This is a genomic window from Grimontia sp. SpTr1, from assembly GCF_947387585.1.
Taxonomy (GTDB): Bacteria; Pseudomonadota; Gammaproteobacteria; order Enterobacterales; family Vibrionaceae; genus Enterovibrio; species Enterovibrio indicus.
Window position 1 is genome coordinate 111,097 of the sequence record NZ_CANDOD010000012.1, and the last position, 18,069, is coordinate 129,165.

Consider the following 18,069-nt stretch of genomic DNA (forward strand, 5'->3'; position numbering starts at 1 on the left):
TGATAATAGATAAAAGGAAAGGTGCCAGTATAACTATGAAACCCTCGCTTCAGCTCAAGCTTGGCCAACAACTTGCAATGACTCCACAGCTGCAACAGGCAATTCGCCTGCTTCAGCTGTCGACGCTTGATTTGCAACAGGAGATCCAGGAAGCGCTGGAAGCTAATCCACTCCTCGAGCAAGACGAAAACGCCGATAACAATATCGACGGCGATAGCGCGCAGGAGTTTGAGGGTGAAGAGAAAGTCAGCGCCTCCACGTCAGAGTCAGAAACAGATGGCCCTGACACCATGGACAGCTCTGATGCCATGGGTCAGCAGGAAATGCATGACGACTTACCTGTCGACACCACCTGGGATGATTTTTATAGTGCCAATACTGGCAGCACAGGCATTTCCATCGGTGATGACACGCCCGTCTATCAAGGCGAAACCACCGAAACCCTCTACGATTACCTCAACTGGCAGCTCCAACTCACCCCATTTACCGAAGTCGACCTTGCCATTGCCACCGCCATCATTGATGCGGTAGACGACAAAGGCTATCTCACCGTTTCGGCTGAAGATATTCTCGAAAGCCTTGGTGCTGAAGACGATGAAGTTGAACTCGATGAAGTCGAAGCCGTACTCAAGCGAGTCCAACAATTTGACCCACTGGGTGTCGCATCTCGCTCGCTGCAAGAGTGTTTGCTGATCCAACTTGCTGCGTTTGCCGAAGACACGCCTTGGCTGGCAGAAGCAAGAATGGTACTTCGTGAGCATATGAATCTGCTCGCGAACCGCGACTATCGCCAATTGATGAAAGACACCAAGCTTCGCGAGCCGGAGCTAAAAGAGGTCATGCGCCTCATCCACAGTCTTGAGCCGCGTCCGGGTAACCTCATCGTCACCAATGAAGCGGAATACGTGATTCCTGACGTTTCCGTGTTTAAAGACCGTGGCAAGTGGGTGGTGCAAATCAACCCGGATGCCGTGCCACGCCTGAAGGTTAACCAGCAGTATGCTGCACTCACTAAAAACGGTTGCAGCGCTGCAGACAGCCAATTTATCCGAAGCCATTTGCAAGACGCCAAGTGGCTGATCAAAAGTCTCGAAAGTCGCAACGAAACACTACTGAAAGTGGCGCGTTGTATTGTTGAGCATCAACAGGATTTCTTCGAATATGGCGAGGAAGCCATGAAGCCGATGGTTCTGAACGACATCGCGCTGGCCGTGGACATGCATGAGTCCACCATCTCCCGTGTTACCACACAGAAATATATGCACACACCACGTGGCATATTTGAATTGAAATACTTCTTCTCAAGCCATGTCAGCACAGACAATGGCGGTGAATGCAGCTCTACGGCAATCCGCGCGCTGGTGAAAAAATTGGTGGCGGCTGAAAATCCGGCCAAACCACTCAGCGACAGCAAGATTGCCACACTGCTGGCGGAGCAAGGGATCCAGGTCGCGCGACGAACGATAGCAAAATATCGTGAGTCTCTGGGTATTGCACCGTCCAATCAGCGCAAGCGCCTTATCTAGGCGTCTCAACCAAAAGGAAGATGTTTATGCAAATCAATCTCACCGGTCACCACGTTGAAATTACCGACGCTCTGCGAGACTACGTGACAACCAAGTTTGATAAGCTTGAGCGCTTTTTTGATCACATCAATAACGTTCATGTAGTGCTTAACGTCGAAAAACTGCAGCAGATTGCCGAAGCGACCCTGCATGTGAATAACGGCGAAATTCACGCAAAAGCCGACTCAGAAAACATGTATGCGGCGATCGATTCGCTGACCGATAAGCTGATTAAACAGTTAACCAAACACAAAGAAAAGATGAATCACCATTAATCATGGAACTCAAAGACGTACTCAAATTGGACTGCACCAAAAGTGCAGTCCTTTGTTCAAGTAAGAAACGTGCACTTGAAGTGATTAGCGAACTGGCTGCCAGCCAATTGGATCAAAACCCGCAAAAGCTGTTCGAGTGCATGCTTGGCCGAGAGAAAATGGGCAGTACGGGCATAGGGAATGGAATTGCCATTCCCCATGGCCGTATCTTCAACAGTGACCATGCCGTTGGTGTGCTGGTCCAGTGTGCAGAGCCTATCGAGTTTGATGCTATCGACAACCAACCTGTTGATCTGCTGTTTGCCCTGCTGGTACCGGATGACCAGTGTAAGGAGCACCTCAAAACACTTTCATTGATTGCGCAGAAGCTCGGTGACAAGCAGGTTTGCCGCCAACTTCGCAATGCAAGCTCTGACCAAGAGCTCTACGATATAATTACAGGATAAGCAGTTCAGGGACGCGCATCATGCAGCTTAAAATTGTCAGCGGCCGTTCAGGCTCCGGAAAGTCCGTTGCGCTTCGCGTACTGGAGGATCTGGGCTACTACTGCGTTGATAACCTTCCAGTTAACTTACTGCCGCAGTTTATCGCCGCGCAGAACGATCAAGACAGCCTTATCGCTGTCAGTATCGATATCCGCAATATGCCGGCCGATCCCGACGAAATTACGCAGACACTGGCGAAGCTGCCAAACGATGTCGACATTGATATTTTCTTCCTCGATGCTGACGACTCAGAGCTCGTTAAACGTTTCAGTGAGACCCGACGCCTTCATCCTCTAAGCCGCGATAACCTCTCTCTCGAGCAAGCTATTGAGCGTGAAAAGCAACTGCTGACCCCACTCAAAGAGCGCGCCGACAAAGTTATCAACACCTCAAAACACTCAGTGCATGATTTAAGCGAAGCCGTTCGCTCATTGGTGCTGGGCCGTACCAACCGTGATTTGGTGATGGTGTTTGAATCTTTTGGTTTCAAGCATGGCCTGCCGTCTGATGCGGATTACGTGTTTGATGTCCGGTTCTTGCCTAACCCACATTGGGAACCTGCATTGCGTCCACTTACGGGTCTCGATGAGCCGGTGAAAATGTTTCTCGCTGGCGAGCAGGACGTCGCCATGCTGATTGCGCAAGTCAAAAGCTTCCTTGAGTCCTGGCTGCCCGCGCTGGAAAACAATAACCGTAGCTACCTGACGGTTGCTATCGGCTGTACTGGCGGTCAGCACCGTTCCGTGTATATCGCGCAATACCTTGCCGATTACTTCGCCGCGACAGGACACCAGGTTCAAGTCCGCCACCGCACTCTCGAAGGACAAGTATGAGTCAACTTAGCAAGGACGTATTGATCCGCAATCGTCTAGGGCTGCATGCCCGCGCAGCGGTTAAACTGGTCGAATTAGCACAAAGCTTTGATGCACAGGTGATGTTGACCAAAGACGAGCAGACCGTCACCGCAGACAGCGTGATGGGCATTCTTCTTCTCGACTCCAGTCAGGGTGAACAAATCACGGTTTCAGCGGAGGGTTCCGAGGCGCAGCAGGCTTTTGATGCCATTACTGCGCTCATTGAAGCAGGCTTTGACGAGGAGAACTAACCCTTCTCCTTGGTTCCCAAAGAAACATTTTCTCATTTCCCACTCTTTTCCTTCTTAAACGCCAAAGACAGCTTTGACTGTTTGCGTTAATATTCATGTCATTGCGTCACCCGCCGTCATACGGACACTCCCATGGCAGAGAATTACGAAGTAGAACAACCAAGCCAAACGCACCAAACGCTGCAGGAAGTGAGTCGCGCCCTCGAAAACGGCATGTTTGTTCATGTCCGTCGCATGCTCGAAGACATGGAGCCCGAGGATATAGCGCACCTACTGGAAGCATCTCCACCGAAGAGCCGTCTGGTTCTTTGGCAGTTGACCGATCCTGAAGAGCAAGGCGAGATCCTCGAAGAGCTTTCTGAGGATGTGAAAGATGGCATTATGGTGCGGATGCAGCCTGAGCAGCTTGCTGCTGCGACAGAAGGCATGGACACCGACGACGTCGCTTACCTGCTTCGAAGCCTGCCTGATAACGTCTCCCAAGACGTCCTTTCACAGATGGATGCTCAGGACCGAGCACGCGTTGAACAGGCGCTCGCTTATCCGGAAGAAACCGCCGGTGGGATGATGAACACCGACGTGGTGACCATCCGTTCAGACGTGACTGTGGATGTGGTACTGCGCTACCTTCGTATGAAAGGCGAATTGCCAGAAGCCACTGACGCTCTCTATGTTGTCGATGAAAACAGCAGACTGATTGGTGAATTACCCATCACCGTCTTGCTCACTTCCCAGCCTGATACTGAAGTACTGGAAGTGATGGAAGATGTAGATGACGCCATCCCTGTCGATATGAGCGACAGTGACGTTGCCAGCCTCTTTGAGCGCCGTAACTGGGTTTCGGCACCTGTTGTCGATGAAGAACACCAGCTTGTTGGCCGTATCACTATCGATGACGTGGTTGATATCATCCGTGAAGATGCGGAGCACTCGATGATGAGTATGGCGGGTCTGGATGATGAAGAAGACACCTTCGCGCCGGTATTGAAATCAGCCCGAAGCCGCAGCATCTGGCTAGGCGCCAACGTACTCGCCGCCCTTGCTGCTGCCTCTGTCTCCAACCTTTTCGAAAATACTCTCGATCAGATGGCAGCCATTGCGGTCTTAATGACTATCGTTCCTTCCATGGGCGGTGTTGCCGGTAACCAAACAGTCGCCTTGGTTATCCGAGGTCTCGCTGTTGGTCACATTGGTGATTCCAATACCCGGTGGCTTCTAAACAAAGAAGCTTTGGTTGGCCTTCTAAATGGCGTGCTCTGGGCCTGTATCATCGGCGGAGTGGTCGTGCTTTGGAAAGGTAACTTGATGCTGGGTGGTATCATTGCTGCTGCCATGTTGACCAATCTAGTGGTTGCGGGTGTCGCAGGTGTGACCGTCCCGATATTGCTCAAGAAGATGAAAGTCGACCCAGCACTCGCTGGAGGAATGGCACTGACGACCATCACAGATATGGTTGGACTCTCAGTATTTTTAGGACTGGCAACGCTGTTCCTTGTTTAAGTTGCAACAGTTTGTTCACAAAGACCTCCTTCGGGAGGTTTTTTGTCACAAGTTTAACCAATTCATCTCTAAATAAATGAAGCTCTCCCCATAAATAAAACTTATACACTTTTTTAATTTTAAAACTGCAAAAAGTTCATGCTGTTTATTTTTTACGAACAATTAAAAATTAGGCTCCATTAATAACTTATCAAAAGTGAAGTATCCAGCCCTAGTGCTGGAGAAGGAGTTTATTATGTTCTTACAATCCATCCACAACTATAGGGCTGTTGCAATCATCGCGATTGTGATGAGTCATGCTTATGTTTATGGTTTTGAAGACACGACTGGATTGCTCTCAGTCATTAAAAATATATTAACTGGTGGCACCGCACTTTTTGTTTTTATCTCTGGTTACATGTTTCATCATATCTTCTATAAGAGATATCAGTACAGATCATTTATGAAAGGGAAGTTTGAAAGAATTATCGTCCCATATCTCATTCTTACTTCGCTCGCTATACCACTGGTTTATGTCATCAAGTCAGGCTTCTTCGCCCCTGATGCGGACTACTACAGAATTGTATTTTTCTCTCCAGATGACAGCGCATTTTCGACGACCATTAAATATTACCTAACAGGAAGAATGCTGACTGCTTATTGGTATATTCCATTTGCTATTCTTTTATTTCTCGTTTCTCCACTTCATTTTAAATTTATTGAGCTATCCCGACGCACTCAAATCATAATTATTGCCTTATTCTCTGTTGTTTCCATTTTCCTACACCGCTCTTATGAGAACATTAACCCTATACAGATGTTGGTTTACTTCACGCCATTTTATTTAGCTGGTATCTACATTTCACTTTACCGTGAAGAAATCAATAAAAACTGTGGTATGAAATCACTGGCTCTTCTCACCGTTGCCGTTTTATTGGCATTTTACCAATATACTCAGGGACACGAAGGGAGCTACTCAAAAAGTGTTTTCGAGTATGCTGGTATCGACATCATGTTTATCCAGAAAATGTTTTTATCTATTGGGCTTTATTTCTTACTGGAAACCTTCGTTTTCAAAACCAAATTAACGGATCTGATATCCGACACCAGCTTTGCGATTTTCTTTATCCACCCATGGGTGTTGACCACCATTAAAAGACTGCCATTCCTGAATCATCCGAAATCAACGAATATTCCGTACTATCTCGTGACATGTTTTGCTGTGATCACCCTAAGCATGTTGATTGCCATTGCCTTAAACAAACTCCTGACAGGCAAAGTGAAGTCCCGCTATATCATTGGCTATTAACCAACAAAAAAGCCACCGGACTAAGGTGGCTTTCTTCTCTCAGCATGTTCAGCGATGCGCTTACTCGCCGCCGACTTTCATTGATTCAATCAGGATTGAGCCGGTCTGGATTTGACTGCGGAACTCCGTATCTGCACCCACTGCCACAATCTGCTTGTACATATCCGTCAGATTACCTGCGATCGTGATTTCACTGACCGGATATTGGATTTCACCATTCTCGACCCAGAAGCCCGCTGCACCACGTGAGTAATCGCCAGTCACGATATTCACACCCTGCCCCATCAACTCAGTCACCATGAGGCCGGTACCCAGCTCTTTCAGCATTTGCTCAAATGACTGGCCAGTGTTTTTCACAAACCAGTTGTGAATACCACCAGCATGACCTGTCGGCTGCATGTTCAGCTTACGGGCCGCATAGCTGGTTGCCAGATAGGTTTGCAGCTCACCGCCTTTAATAATATCGAGATCGCGAGTCACCAGACCTTCGCTGTCAAACGGTGCACTCGCCATACCTTTCAAAATGTGTGGTCGCTCGTTGATCTCAAACCAATCAGGCAGGATCTGATGACCCAGCTTATCCAGCAGGAAGGAAGATTTACGGTAAAGATTCGAACCGCTGATACCCATCACCAAATGGCCAAGCAGGCCAGTTGCCACATCCGCAGCAAACATCACCGGGAACTGCCCAGTCGCCAAACGACGCGGTTCCATGCGGGAAAGAGTACGTTTCGCCGCCTCGATACCCACTTTTTCCGGTGCCCATAACTCATCTTTATCACGAGAAACGGTATAGCTGTAATCGCGTTCCATACCTTTGCTGTCTTCCGCAATCACGCTGCAGCTGATGCTATGGCGGCTAGAGGCATAGCTACCCAACATGCCATGGCTGTTGCCGTAAACGCGCACACCGTAGTGGCTGTCATAGCTCGCACCATCGCTGAACTTGATACGCTTGTCGTAATCCAGCGCAGCACGCTCAGCAGCAATCGCTTTTTCTGCCGCGTGATCCGGCTCTGGCTCGTCCGGGTGGAACAGATCCAGATCCGGATAATCAAACGCCATCAGCTCTTTCGGGCCAGGGCCTGAAAAAGGGTCTTCTGAGGTATAGTTAGCGATATCCAAAGCCGCTTCAACGGTTTGAGCTATCGCCTTTTCAGATAAATCAGAGGTAGAAGCACTGCCCTTACGGTTGCCGCGATAAACAGTAATACCCAGCGCACCATCGCTGTTGAACTCGACGTTTTCCACTTCGCACATGCGGGTCGATACACTGATGCCCGTGGTTTTGGTGATTGCTACCTCTGCCGCATCCGCTTTCTTGCCCGCCAACTCCATCGCACGGGTAACCGCCGCTTCCAGCTCAGTACGTTGCTGAGCAACCTGTTGTTTCACGTCCATAAGGTCTTAAATTAATGAGTGTTGCTGATAAGCATACCACTCGAAAGGGCCGCAATGCTTAAAAAACACCAGCAAAATTCGACATTCTTGATAAGATACGCCGTTATCGAAACCGTCAAACAACCTCGGGAAGAATTATGGGCCGTAAGAACAAACGTGAGCCTTGGGAAGAGGAAGAAGAGATCATTTGGGTCAGCAAGACCGAAATGAAACGTGACATGGAAGAACTGCAGAAGCTGGGTGAAGAGCTGGTTGCTTTAAAACCTTCTGTATTGGCAAAGTTTCCGCTGGACGACGATTTGCGTGCAGCCATTTCTGACGCACAACGCTTTGATAAAGAAGCCAAGCGCCGTCAAATGCAGTTTATCGGCAAACTGATGCGCGCCCGCGATCCTGAGCCTATTCAGGCAGCGTTGGATTTGCTGCGCAATAAGCACAGCCAACAGTCGATTGAGCTGCACAAAATGGAAAAGCTTCGTGATCGCGTCGTCGCAGAAGGTGATGCTGCCATTAACGATGTAGTTGCACAGTACCCAAGTGCTGACCGTCAAAAACTGCGTCAACTAGCCCGTCAGGCGAAGAAAGAGCAGGAAGGCAACAAGCCGCCAAAAGCTTACCGCGAAATCTTCCAGATGCTGAAAACGCTGAAAGCAGAGTCTGAAGACTAAAAAAGCCGGGGTTACCCGGCTTTTTTGTATTTCAGAGGCAGCAATTACTCTGTGCCACCGACCGTCATCGCATCCAGCTTAAGAGTTGGCTGACCCACACCAACCGCCACACTTTGACCTGCTTTACCACATACGCCAACACCACGGTCCAGCTTCAGGTCGTTACCGACCATAGACACCTGCTGCATGGCTTCAATACCACTGCCAATGAGCGTCGCGCCTTTCACTGGCGTCGTCACTTTACCGTTTTCGATGAGGTAGGCTTCACTGGTAGAGAACACGAATTTGCCAGAGGTGATATCCACCTGACCGCCGCCAAAGTTAGGGGCATAAAGGCCATATTCCACGCTACTGATGATGTCTTCCGGCGTGCTTTCACCTGCCAGCATGTAAGTATTGGTCATACGTGGCATTGGCAAATGTGCGTACGACTCACGACGGCCGTTACCCGTTGGCGCCACACCCATCAGATGAGCGTTATGCTTATCCTGCATGTAACCTTTCAGGATGCCGTTTTCAATCAGCACGTTGTACTGTCCCGGCACACCTTCATCGTCAATGTTCAGCGAGCCACGGCGATCTTGCAAGGTGCCGTCATCGACGATGGTACAAAGTGGGGAAGTCACCTGTTCACCAATCTGGCCGGTAAACACTGACGACTCTTTACGGTTGAAATCACCTTCAAGGCCATGGCCTACCGCTTCGTGTAGCAAGACCCCTGGCCAACCTGCGCCCAGTACCACAGGCATGGTACCTGCAGGTGCACCTTTGGCATGAAGATTCACCAGCGCCTGTCTAACTGCTTCATCGGCATAATTCATCGCAACGGTTTTACCGTCTTCTTCTGAGGTGAAGTAGGTATAGGCAAAGCGGCCACCACCACCGGCAGATCCGCGCTCACGGCGGCCGTCTTTTTCCACCAGTACGCTGACAGAAAAACGGACCAGCGGTCGGATATCAGCTGCGTAAGTACCGTCTGTTGCTGCAATCAATACCTGCTCATACACGCCCACAATGCTGACTGATACTTCCTGCACCAAAGGTTCTTTGGCTCGGACATAAGCATCGACTTCTTTCAGCAGTGCGATTTTTTCCTCTTTGGACATGCTCTTCAGCGGGTCAATCGCCTGATAAATCATTGGGTATTGACGTGAAGCAAACGCAGACACTTTTAGCTTTCCGCCTTTGTCTGCGATTCCGCGTGCCGCGGTCGCGCTTTGCATCAAAGCATCGGCATTGATCTGGTCTGAATAAGCAAAACCGGTTTTCTCGCCGGTGATAGCTCGGACGCCAACACCACGATCAATGTTGAATGAGCCGTCTTTGATGATCGAATCTTCAAGCACCAGCGATTCGTGCCAGCACGACTGGAAGTAAACATCACCATAGTCGATGTTTCTTGCCGCCAAATGCTCAAGCGTTTGGCTTAATTGACTTTTACTGACACCAGAAAGGTGCAGCATGGTTTCTTCCACGTGTTCCAGGCTCATGAATAAACTGCTCTTTAGCGCTAAAAAAGGAATGTCCCGCAATAAGGTGTATTGCGGGAGAGATATGGGTTCGAGACTGCGCTATTTCATCGCGCATTGCAACCGGGCATGCTGCATGACAGGCATTTTGCTCCGGATTGCACTGTTAGACGCCAAATCGACATCAGCCCATGCCGTGCCAATCTGCTCATTAAGGGTAGTGACCACCTGCCCCCAAGGGTCAACAATCATCGAATGGCCGTAAGTTTCACGCCCGCCTTGGTGACTGCCACATTGCGCTGCGGCTAACACCCAGCATTGGGTTTCAATCGCGCGGGCTCTCAGCAACACTTCCCAATGCGCCGCACCCGTGACTTTCGTAAATGCGGCAGGGACGATAATAATGTCTGCACCGCGCTGGCGAAGCGCTGAATAAAGCTGCGGGAAACGCACGTCGTAGCAGATAGAAAGCCCAAGCGTGCCAAACGGAGTGTCGACCAATACCAAGTTGTCGCCGGACTTGAAAGTATCAGACTCACGGTAACTGCGGTGATTGTCGGCAATGTCGACATCGAACATGTGCAGCTTCTCATAAGAAGCACGAAGGTTACCGGCGGCATCGTACACCAGACAAGTGGTACTCAAGGTGCCATCGTTATTACGAATGGGGAACGACCCCATGACCAGCCAGATACCGAGTTCAAACGCCAACTGGGAAAGCTTCTTTTGCAAAGGGCCATGACCCAGCACTTCAGCGTGCTTGTCATAGTCTTCTTTGGTGCCAAACACCAGACAGTTTTCCGGTGTCAGCACCAATCGCGCCCCTTGCGCTTTCAAATGCTTCAGCTGGCCTTCCAGTACTTCGAGGTTTACTTCGGGATCCATCCCTGAATTCATTTGTACGACGCCAAATTTGGTCATTACTCATTGCTCCTTCTGCTGTTCCCGCAAGCGCTTGGTGGCCTGCTCAGGTAACGTCACTTCGCCTGTACTGCGCGAAACTTCCCTGACGACGGGATCATCAATGGCCCCGGTTACCTGATATCGAACCTGTGTGAACGCGTCTACGACCGGCGAAAGCACTGTGGTGACAGCCAATACATAGAGTGCGGTTTGAGGGGTGACAGCAAATGCGGTTAAAACCGGAATCCCGGAGGTCAAATCAGGCACGAATCTGACGTCCGCATTAACCTGATTTTTCGCAAGATTTGCTATCCCTCTAATAAACATATCACCTGCGAGCGCATTCATCTGGATATTATCCGTGACAATCACCCCGTTAGTGATTGAGGCACTGCCGCTGATCTCATCAAAAGCAAGACCGTCCTCAAACACACCGGTAAAGTCGAGCTGCATTTTCCGCAAGATGGAATCCAGGCTGAACAGACCAAGCAATCGGCCTGCGCCACCCACACCGCTGATGTAACCATCCTCGATTTTGGTTTCGAGCATGCCGTCCAGAGTCTCAACATTCACCGACCATGGCGCACCGTCAAAGCTGAGTTCGCCAGAGGTTTTCACTGTCGCGTCCTGAATACCGCCAGTCACGGCAAAGCGTCCCATCAGATCGCTACTGTTTTTCGCGGATACATCGAAACTCAATTCAGAATGGTTAAACCCTTTTTCTGAGATGGACCAATCACCATTGGCACGAATACGGGTACCACCGCTGTCGATGGAAAACTTCGGCATGGTGATGGTTTGACCGCGCTTAAGCAGCTGGGTTTCAACTTTGCCGACACGATATCCCTGCAGCCAAAGCTCTTTCACTGTCAAATCGGTTGAAGGGATATAATGCATCAGAGCACGGTCGACATCATTGGCTAACCGGGTACCTTTGCGTTCACGCTCTTCTTCCGGTTGCTCTTTATCTAGGTCGATATTGAGGAATAAGTGCTCGATAGAGACAGTGAGAAATTTATCTTCATCCCACCATGCGTCACCCGCCAACTCTTCACTGCCTACCAAAACATGAAAGCCATCGCTTTTCTTACGTGCCGCCATCGAGAAGTTATTGAACACCAACTCTCCCGCCTTCACCTGTTCGGCTTTGACGTTAAGTCGTGAAGGATTGGGCAAAACAACAGGGAACGAGCCCTTCGATTCACGATGCGCCGCTTCGGCTTTTGCCACCACATCTTTCCATGCATGGAGATCCAGAACAGGCACATCAATACTGACCGCATTCCCCGTCAGTGGCTGCAGAGAAAGTTCCCCATCACCAATCACAGTGCGGCTTTTGGTCACAACGGGCAGCTCGCCGCTGATATCAATATTGGCCTGGTATTTCACGTTTGGCAGCTCTACCTGTCCAACCAGACTTTGTGCATCGCCAGAGGCTTTCATGCTCCCCTGGCCTTTGATGAAAGAAGGCTTATCCAGTGGAGACGGCAAGTTGAAATCTAAGGTCGTCAGATCGGCATCCAACTTCACGTCATAGGTAAAGCCGACATCTTTCAGTGCAATACCAACATTCAGATCCCAAGCAGATTTCCCTTCAATAAAGGACATATCTGGCTGATCCAACGCGGCCTTCAGCTTGTCTGCTTCCCAGTTACCATCAATATCAATGTTTACCAGATAGTTATCGGACTCGGTTTCACCTTTAAACCCGATATTGATAGGCTGCTTCAACAAGTTGGCTTTGAGCTTTTTCGCCCACACCACATCATTATCAAATTCGATGGTGCCGCTGACTTTCTCAAAGGTCATTTCAGGGCTAACGATGGAGACGGTGCTGTTTTTCAGCGACGCCTTTCCTTTGGCAAGCACATCATCACCATTGAGCGGGATGTTCAGTGCAATTTTGCCATTCACCTTTCCCTCGACCTGGACATGGGTCAGTGCAGCACCGACAGAATCGACAAGCGGTGTTGCCAGCATATAGTCACGCAGATCAGTCCCACTTGAGGCGATATTGGCGTCAATCAAGAGCACACTGTTGTCTTCGCTGAAAGAGGGGATTTCCCCTTTCAAACCGTAACCGCGGGCCCCCATCAGTCCGACGTTGGACGCATCAAGATACAGAGCATCGTTTTGGAACAGCAGATCCAGTTCCAAATCTGTCAGCGTCGGCCACTGGGTATCAAAGCTGAACTGCCCATTTTTGAGCGGCACATAAGCCTGAAAAATGCCTTGATGTTCGAGGTACGGGAAGGTTTCAAAGTCGCCATACCACACCAGCTTGGCGTGATCAGCCTGCCCTCCACGAATCGCCGCAGAAAGATAGTCGGTAAGCTCTTCATCAAGTGCCAAAGCGGGTAAATACCGCCATGTCTGGCCAGCATTGTTCAAGCTGGCTTCGGCATAGAAAGCTAGCCAGGAACTGCGGTCATCAAACGGGATATCCAGACGGAACTCGCCCACTACATCCAGATGAGGCGAGCGCACAGCCACGCTGTCAGACCAGATAGTCACGCTATCTTCATGCATCTGCCAGTAGCCAACCACATTACCCTGTTCAATGTTGAGCGGTGCCTGAAAGAAGTCGCCATACGGCAGGATGTCGTCAGTCATTGCCAGCGTGACCTTGCCGTTTTGACCCACACCTGCCACGGTCAAATCCAGTTTGTGCACTTCCGGCAAGTAGGTCCAATGCTTGAAGCCAACGTTTTTTAGGACTGCAGAGTAGTGAACCTCACCGCCTTTTTGTTGCTCAATACGAATATCCTGCGCCATGCCTTTCGGCGCCAATTCATTGATGGCGTTTTCCACCCCTTTGGGCAGCGCGACCAGCTCTCGAAGGGGGAGCAACAACTGCATGTCAAAGTAGCCAAGGTTGACCCGCCAAGCATCATCGTTGATATCTGCTCGCAGGTTCGGCTCTGGCCAGAGTTTGCCATCGGTTTTAATCGCGAAGTTATCAGTGGCGATATGCCAACCATCGCCGGATTGCTCGACCAGAAGCTGTCCGCGCTGAATATTGACCGATTGCGTACTGCTGCCCTGGCTTTGTAGTGCTGGAGCATTCGGGAACCACGCGATATCACTGTTATTCACACTGATAAGTGCAGAACGGGCTTCGCCTTTTTCTACTGTCAGCCAGGCTTCACCGCCGACTTTTGCCATCGCCAGCGATACGTCTGGGTTAACGAATTTGCTGATCCAGCTTTTCAGCGAGACATCATCCGCCTTAACGTAAAACTCACCATCGAGTGAGCCCAGCCCATTGTTTTCAGTAAACACCCCTTGAACATCAAGCTTATTGAGTGATGTCCCCTGAACACTCACCACACCTTGAACATGGTGAGTCCCTGTGCGGTTGTCCCAAAGCAGGGAGTTAATATCAATGGTTTTGCGCTCTTCAGACGGCGACAGCAGGGTCAATTTGGCGTCGTGAATAGCAAACTGACCCAGCCCGACCAGAAACAGACGCTCCAGCTGAGATTTCAGACTCTCATTACTTTTGTTGTCACGCTCTGGAAGTTGAGTGAGATCGACGTTAAGCCCGGTGATCGTCACGTTAGAGAACGTCGGCTCCCGGCGCTGTAATGTCGCCCAAAGATCGAACTGCATGTCGATGCTTTCAGCCGTCAGAATTTCCAGATGGGACGTTTCGGTAGAAAGTGTCAGATCGTGTAAAGACAAAGAAGGCGCCAGATAACGCCAGTGCCCTTTGAAGGTAGAAAAGTCGACAGTAAAGTCGGAAGCTTCACTTGCCCAACGTTGTATCGGTGCTTTGGCCGAATCCAAGTTGGGCAATACAACACGCATGGCCGCGGTAAATACCGCTGCACACACCAGTAAAACAACGAGGAGCCATTTCACCGTCACTGCTAAGCGTTGAGCAAATTTCGCCATGAAAAGAACGGTCTCGCTTACATCATCACTACATCAAACTGCTCTTGGGTATACAGCGGCTCTACATGCACTTTTACTTGTTTACCGATGAAGACTTCAAGCTCCGCCACTGCGTGAGATTCTTCACCTTCCAACGCTTCACCCACAGACGGTGACGCATACACCACAAACTTATCGGCATCATAGGCGCGGTTCACCCGGGTTATTTCACGCAGGATTTCGTAGCAAACTGTTTCCACCGTCTTCACTGAACCACGACCTTCACAGGTTGGACATTGGCCACAAAGGACGTGCTCAATGCTTTCACGGGTGCGCTTACGGGTCATCTCCACCAAACCGAGCTGAGTGAAGCCATTGATGTTGGTCTTCACACGATCTTTCGACAACGCTTGCTCGAGTGATTGCAATACGCGCTGACGGTGTTCTTCCGAGCTCATATCGATAAAGTCGATGATGATGATGCCGCCGAGGTTACGAAGACGAAGTTGGCGCGCAATGGCACGGGTCGCTTCGGTGTTGGTGTTGAAGATGGTCTCTTCGAGGTTACGTCGACCCACAAACGCGCCGGTGTTGATATCCACCGTGGTCATGGCTTCGGTTTGGTCGATAATCAGGTAGCCACCAGATTTCAGCTCCACTTTACGGTCAAGCGAGCGCTGAATTTCATTCTCGGTGTCATACATATCGAAGATGGGCTGCTCGCCGGTGTAGAGCTCAAGCTTGTCAGACAGTTCTGGCACAAACTCTTCAGTAAACTCCCGAAGCGCTTCCATTGCCGTACGGGAATCGACACGGATAATGTTGAGCTCAGTACCAACGAAATCACGTAAAATACGCTGGGCCAAACCCAACTCACCATAAAGCATCGACTTGGAAGGGCGCTTGGCACGACGCTCCAGTACCTTGTTCCAAAGACGTTTTAGAAAAGCCGCATCCTGAGCCATTTCCTGATCAGACGCGCCTTCTGCCGCGGTGCGGATAATAAAGCCGCCGAGGTCATCACAGTAGTCAGACACGATATTTTTCAGGCGCTCACGCTCTTCTTCACTTTCAATACGCTGAGACACGCCCACATGCGCCGCTCCCGGCATAAACACCAAGTAGCGGGAAGGTAAGGTGATGTCTGTGGTCAGACGCGCGCCTTTGGTACCCAGTGGGTCTTTTACCACCTGCACCACAATATCCTGCCCCTGGCGAACCAGCTCAGATATATCTCGCACCTGAAATTGCTGCTTTTCGTTTTCAGCCACACATTCAGTGTGAGGAACAATGTCAGAGGCGTGCAGGAACGCTGCTTTATCAAGACCGATATCGACGAAAGCCGCCTGCATACCTGGCAGTACGCGGCTCACTTTGCCTTTGTAGATGTTGCCAACAATGCCGCGCTTCGCTTCGCGCTCAATATGCACTTCCTGCAGATTACCCGCCTCAATCATGGCGACACGGGTTTCTGAAGGCGTCACGTTAATCAATAACTCTGCGTTCATAGGTTTTTACCGCTTAATTTTTGGAATTCTTTTAACAGAGTATCTGTTTCGTAAAGTGGCAGACCGACCACAGCATGATAACTGCCGTCAATTCGGGTTACGAACCGGCCGCCAAGCCCCTGAATCGCATAGCTTCCTGCTTTGTCGCAAGGTTCGCCGCTATGCCAGTAGGTTTCGATTTCTTCGTCACTCAGAGGTTTAAACCATACATTAGTTGTGACCAGAGTGGTCAGGGAATGGTTCCGATCTGCCAGCGTCACAGCCGTCATCACCTGATGTTGGCGATCAGACAACTGGCGCAGCATGGCGCGCGACGCATCAAGATCTGCGGGCTTTTCCAATACCTTGCCGTCACAGACAACGATGGTGTCTGAGCCCAGCACTGGCAGGTCAACAGGTGCGACATTGACGCCGGCTTTTGCCTTATCGAGGGATAAACGGCGGACATAGTCCGCCGCTTGTTCATGAGGCTGGCGCTGTTCTTCAACGTCAACACGTAAAATCTCAAACTGGACAGAGAGTTGTTCCAGCAGCGCCTTTCTTCGAGGTGAGGCAGACGCGAGATAAAGTTGAAGATCTGCCATGGTTTCTCCAGATTACTTAATCGAAAACTGACGGCGTACCCGTCGTAGCAGCAAAAACAGCCAAGGCCATAATAAGAAGTTAAGCAGACCCGCCCATAGCTGCGCCGGATCGAACTGGACATTGGACACCAAGTACTCCGCCCAAAACTCCAGCACTTTTCCTGCCAACGTCAGCAAAGACAAGAGTGCTGCCTGTTGCCAGAGTGACATATTCCGCAGCATCTGGAAGTTCAGTGCGACGATATAAACCAGCACTGACATCATCAAGCCACGCACACCGAGTGTAGAGCCCAACATCAAATCCCAGAGCAAGCCGACTACCAGCGCCGTACCGACATTCACGCGGTGCGGCAACGCCAGTACCCAGTAGAACGCCACCAGCAACACCCAAGACGGGCGGAATGGCGCAAGCTCACCAGGCCACGGCGCAGCCTGAAGAATCAATGCGATAATAAACGATAGCCAGATAAGCGCACGGCCACGCATGCTTGAATTAGCCATTGCTTACCTCTTCGGTTTGTTCTTCAGCCGTTGATGGTTGGGCATCTTCACTTGCAGGTGTTTGCCCTTCCTCTTCAAGCACTTCTTGTTTCTCAACGTCAGTTGGCCACACCAGCAGCAAATATCTCAAACGGTCAAACTGCACCTCTGGCTTGGCATCTACCTGCGCAAATGGGCGTTTGTTGTCAAAAGAGAACGACGTAACTCTCGCCACCGGATAGCCTTCAGGGAATACACCACCCAAGCCAGACGTGACCAGCATGTCGCCCGGTTCAATGTCCGTGCTACTTGGAATGTTTTCCAACTGGATATTATCGTTATCACCGCGACCTGAAGCGATAACACGAATATCGTTGCGCACCACCTGTACCGGAATCGCATGGGTTGGGTCAGTGATAAGCAATACGCGGCTATTGTGTGCGCCTACGTAAGAAACTTGCCCTACGATGCCTCGCTCGTTAATCACTGGCTGGCCTTCGTACACACCGTTTGTGCGCCCTTTATCAATCATCACCTGATGTTTGTAAGGGTCAGAGTCTACCGCCATCACTTCTGCCACCATTTTGCGCTCATCACGCACAAACGGTGAACCCAGTAGCTCGCGCAGACGCTGATTTTCTTGCTCTAACTGATCCAGAATCAACTGCCCGCTTCGCAGCAGAAGCACTTCTTCTTTGAGCTTGGTATTGTCAATCAACAGTTGTTGGTGCGAAGTGAACTGACGGAAGACGTTATCGAGCAGATCACGCGGCACGTTCGACGCATATTGCAATGGCGCGACCAGCGAGTTCAGCAAATAACGGAAATTGGTGAAGGCACCCAAACGACTATCAGCCAGCATAAGGCTGGCTGATATTAAAAGAGCGAAGAACAGGCGTAATTGTAGCGATGGCCCACGGCCAAAAATTGGTTTCATTCAGTTACAACCTGTTTGTTGATGG

16 protein-coding genes are annotated in these 18,069 nt (G+C 50.3%); 8 read left to right on the forward strand and 8 right to left on the reverse strand.

Translation table 11 applies throughout. The annotated features are described in order from the left end of the window. Positions 1-35 precede the first annotated feature (35 nt). From QL223_RS16985 to QL223_RS17015, 7 genes are all read left to right on the forward strand, one after another. Positions 36-1,526 (forward strand): RNA polymerase factor sigma-54, encoded by a 1,491-nt coding sequence (locus QL223_RS16985; RefSeq protein ID WP_281545387.1) that lies wholly within the window; start codon positions 36-38, stop codon positions 1,524-1,526. A gap of 26 nt (positions 1,527-1,552) precedes the next feature. Further along, on the forward strand, positions 1,553-1,840 hold the full coding sequence (gene hpf / locus QL223_RS16990) for a ribosome hibernation promoting factor (RefSeq protein WP_002537302.1): 288 nt from the start codon (positions 1,553-1,555) through the stop codon (positions 1,838-1,840). A 2-nt stretch (positions 1,841-1,842) separates the two neighbouring features. Then, positions 1,843-2,286, forward strand: a complete 444-nt coding sequence (gene ptsN, locus QL223_RS16995) for a PTS IIA-like nitrogen regulatory protein PtsN (protein ID WP_002537300.1) — start codon at positions 1,843-1,845, stop codon at positions 2,284-2,286. Between the two features lie 20 nt (positions 2,287-2,306). Beyond that, the gene (gene rapZ / locus QL223_RS17000) at positions 2,307-3,158 is read left to right on the forward strand and encodes an RNase adapter RapZ (RefSeq protein WP_281545388.1); all 852 of its coding nucleotides are present in this window, start codon (positions 2,307-2,309) and stop codon (positions 3,156-3,158) included. Next, a complete protein-coding gene (locus QL223_RS17005; protein ID WP_002537296.1) occupies positions 3,155-3,430 on the forward strand; it encodes an HPr family phosphocarrier protein in 276 nt (91 codons plus the stop codon). The genes rapZ and QL223_RS17005 overlap by 4 nt, the downstream gene beginning before the upstream one ends. A 132-nt stretch (positions 3,431-3,562) precedes the next feature. Further along, entirely contained in the window at positions 3,563-4,930 is a 1,368-nt protein-coding gene (gene mgtE / locus QL223_RS17010; protein WP_281545389.1) for a magnesium transporter, read from the forward strand. 235 nt (positions 4,931-5,165) lie between these two features. Further along, entirely contained in the window at positions 5,166-6,218 is a 1,053-nt protein-coding gene (locus QL223_RS17015; RefSeq protein WP_281545390.1) for an acyltransferase, read from the forward strand. Between the two features lie 60 nt (positions 6,219-6,278). Here QL223_RS17015 and pmbA read toward each other — a convergent pair whose 3' ends face one another. Further along, positions 6,279-7,619 (reverse strand): metalloprotease PmbA, encoded by a 1,341-nt coding sequence (gene pmbA / locus QL223_RS17020; protein WP_281545391.1) that lies wholly within the window; start codon positions 7,617-7,619, stop codon positions 6,279-6,281. 137 nt (positions 7,620-7,756) lie between these two features. On the opposite strand from pmbA, the gene yjgA reads away from it, so the two are divergent. Continuing rightward, positions 7,757-8,287 carry a ribosome biogenesis factor YjgA gene (gene yjgA, locus QL223_RS17025; protein WP_002537289.1) on the forward strand — a complete coding sequence of 177 codons (531 nt, stop codon included), beginning with the start codon at positions 7,757-7,759 and terminating at the stop codon, positions 8,285-8,287. 44 nt (positions 8,288-8,331) lie between these two features. On the opposite strand, the gene tldD is transcribed toward yjgA, so the two are convergent. The 7 genes from tldD to mreC form a co-directional block, all read right to left on the reverse strand. Next, on the reverse strand, positions 8,332-9,777 hold the full coding sequence (tldD, locus tag QL223_RS17030) for a metalloprotease TldD (RefSeq protein WP_281545392.1): 1,446 nt from the start codon (positions 9,775-9,777) through the stop codon (positions 8,332-8,334). 81 nt (positions 9,778-9,858) lie between these two features. Continuing rightward, positions 9,859-10,677: a carbon-nitrogen hydrolase family protein gene (locus tag QL223_RS17035; protein ID WP_281545393.1), complete on the reverse strand. Its 819-nt coding sequence runs from the start codon at positions 10,675-10,677 to the stop codon at positions 9,859-9,861. 3 nt (positions 10,678-10,680) lie between these two features. Continuing rightward, the gene (locus tag QL223_RS17040) at positions 10,681-14,556 is read right to left on the reverse strand and encodes a YhdP family protein (protein WP_281545394.1); all 3,876 of its coding nucleotides are present in this window, start codon (positions 14,554-14,556) and stop codon (positions 10,681-10,683) included. A gap of 17 nt (positions 14,557-14,573) precedes the next feature. Further along, on the reverse strand, positions 14,574-16,043 hold the full coding sequence (rng, locus tag QL223_RS17045; RefSeq protein ID WP_002537282.1) for a ribonuclease G: 1,470 nt from the start codon (positions 16,041-16,043) through the stop codon (positions 14,574-14,576). Beyond that, a complete protein-coding gene (locus tag QL223_RS17050; RefSeq protein ID WP_046304868.1) occupies positions 16,040-16,627 on the reverse strand; it encodes a Maf family protein in 588 nt (195 codons plus the stop codon). The genes rng and QL223_RS17050 overlap by 4 nt, the downstream gene beginning before the upstream one ends. Before the next feature lie 12 nt (positions 16,628-16,639). Next, the gene (gene mreD, locus QL223_RS17055; RefSeq protein ID WP_039849728.1) at positions 16,640-17,128 is read right to left on the reverse strand and encodes a rod shape-determining protein MreD; all 489 of its coding nucleotides are present in this window, start codon (positions 17,126-17,128) and stop codon (positions 16,640-16,642) included. Then, a complete protein-coding gene (mreC, locus tag QL223_RS17060) occupies positions 17,121-18,044 on the reverse strand; it encodes a rod shape-determining protein MreC (RefSeq protein ID WP_281545395.1) in 924 nt (307 codons plus the stop codon). Before mreC ends, mreD begins: the two co-directional genes overlap by 8 nt. Positions 18,045-18,069 lie beyond the last annotated feature (25 nt).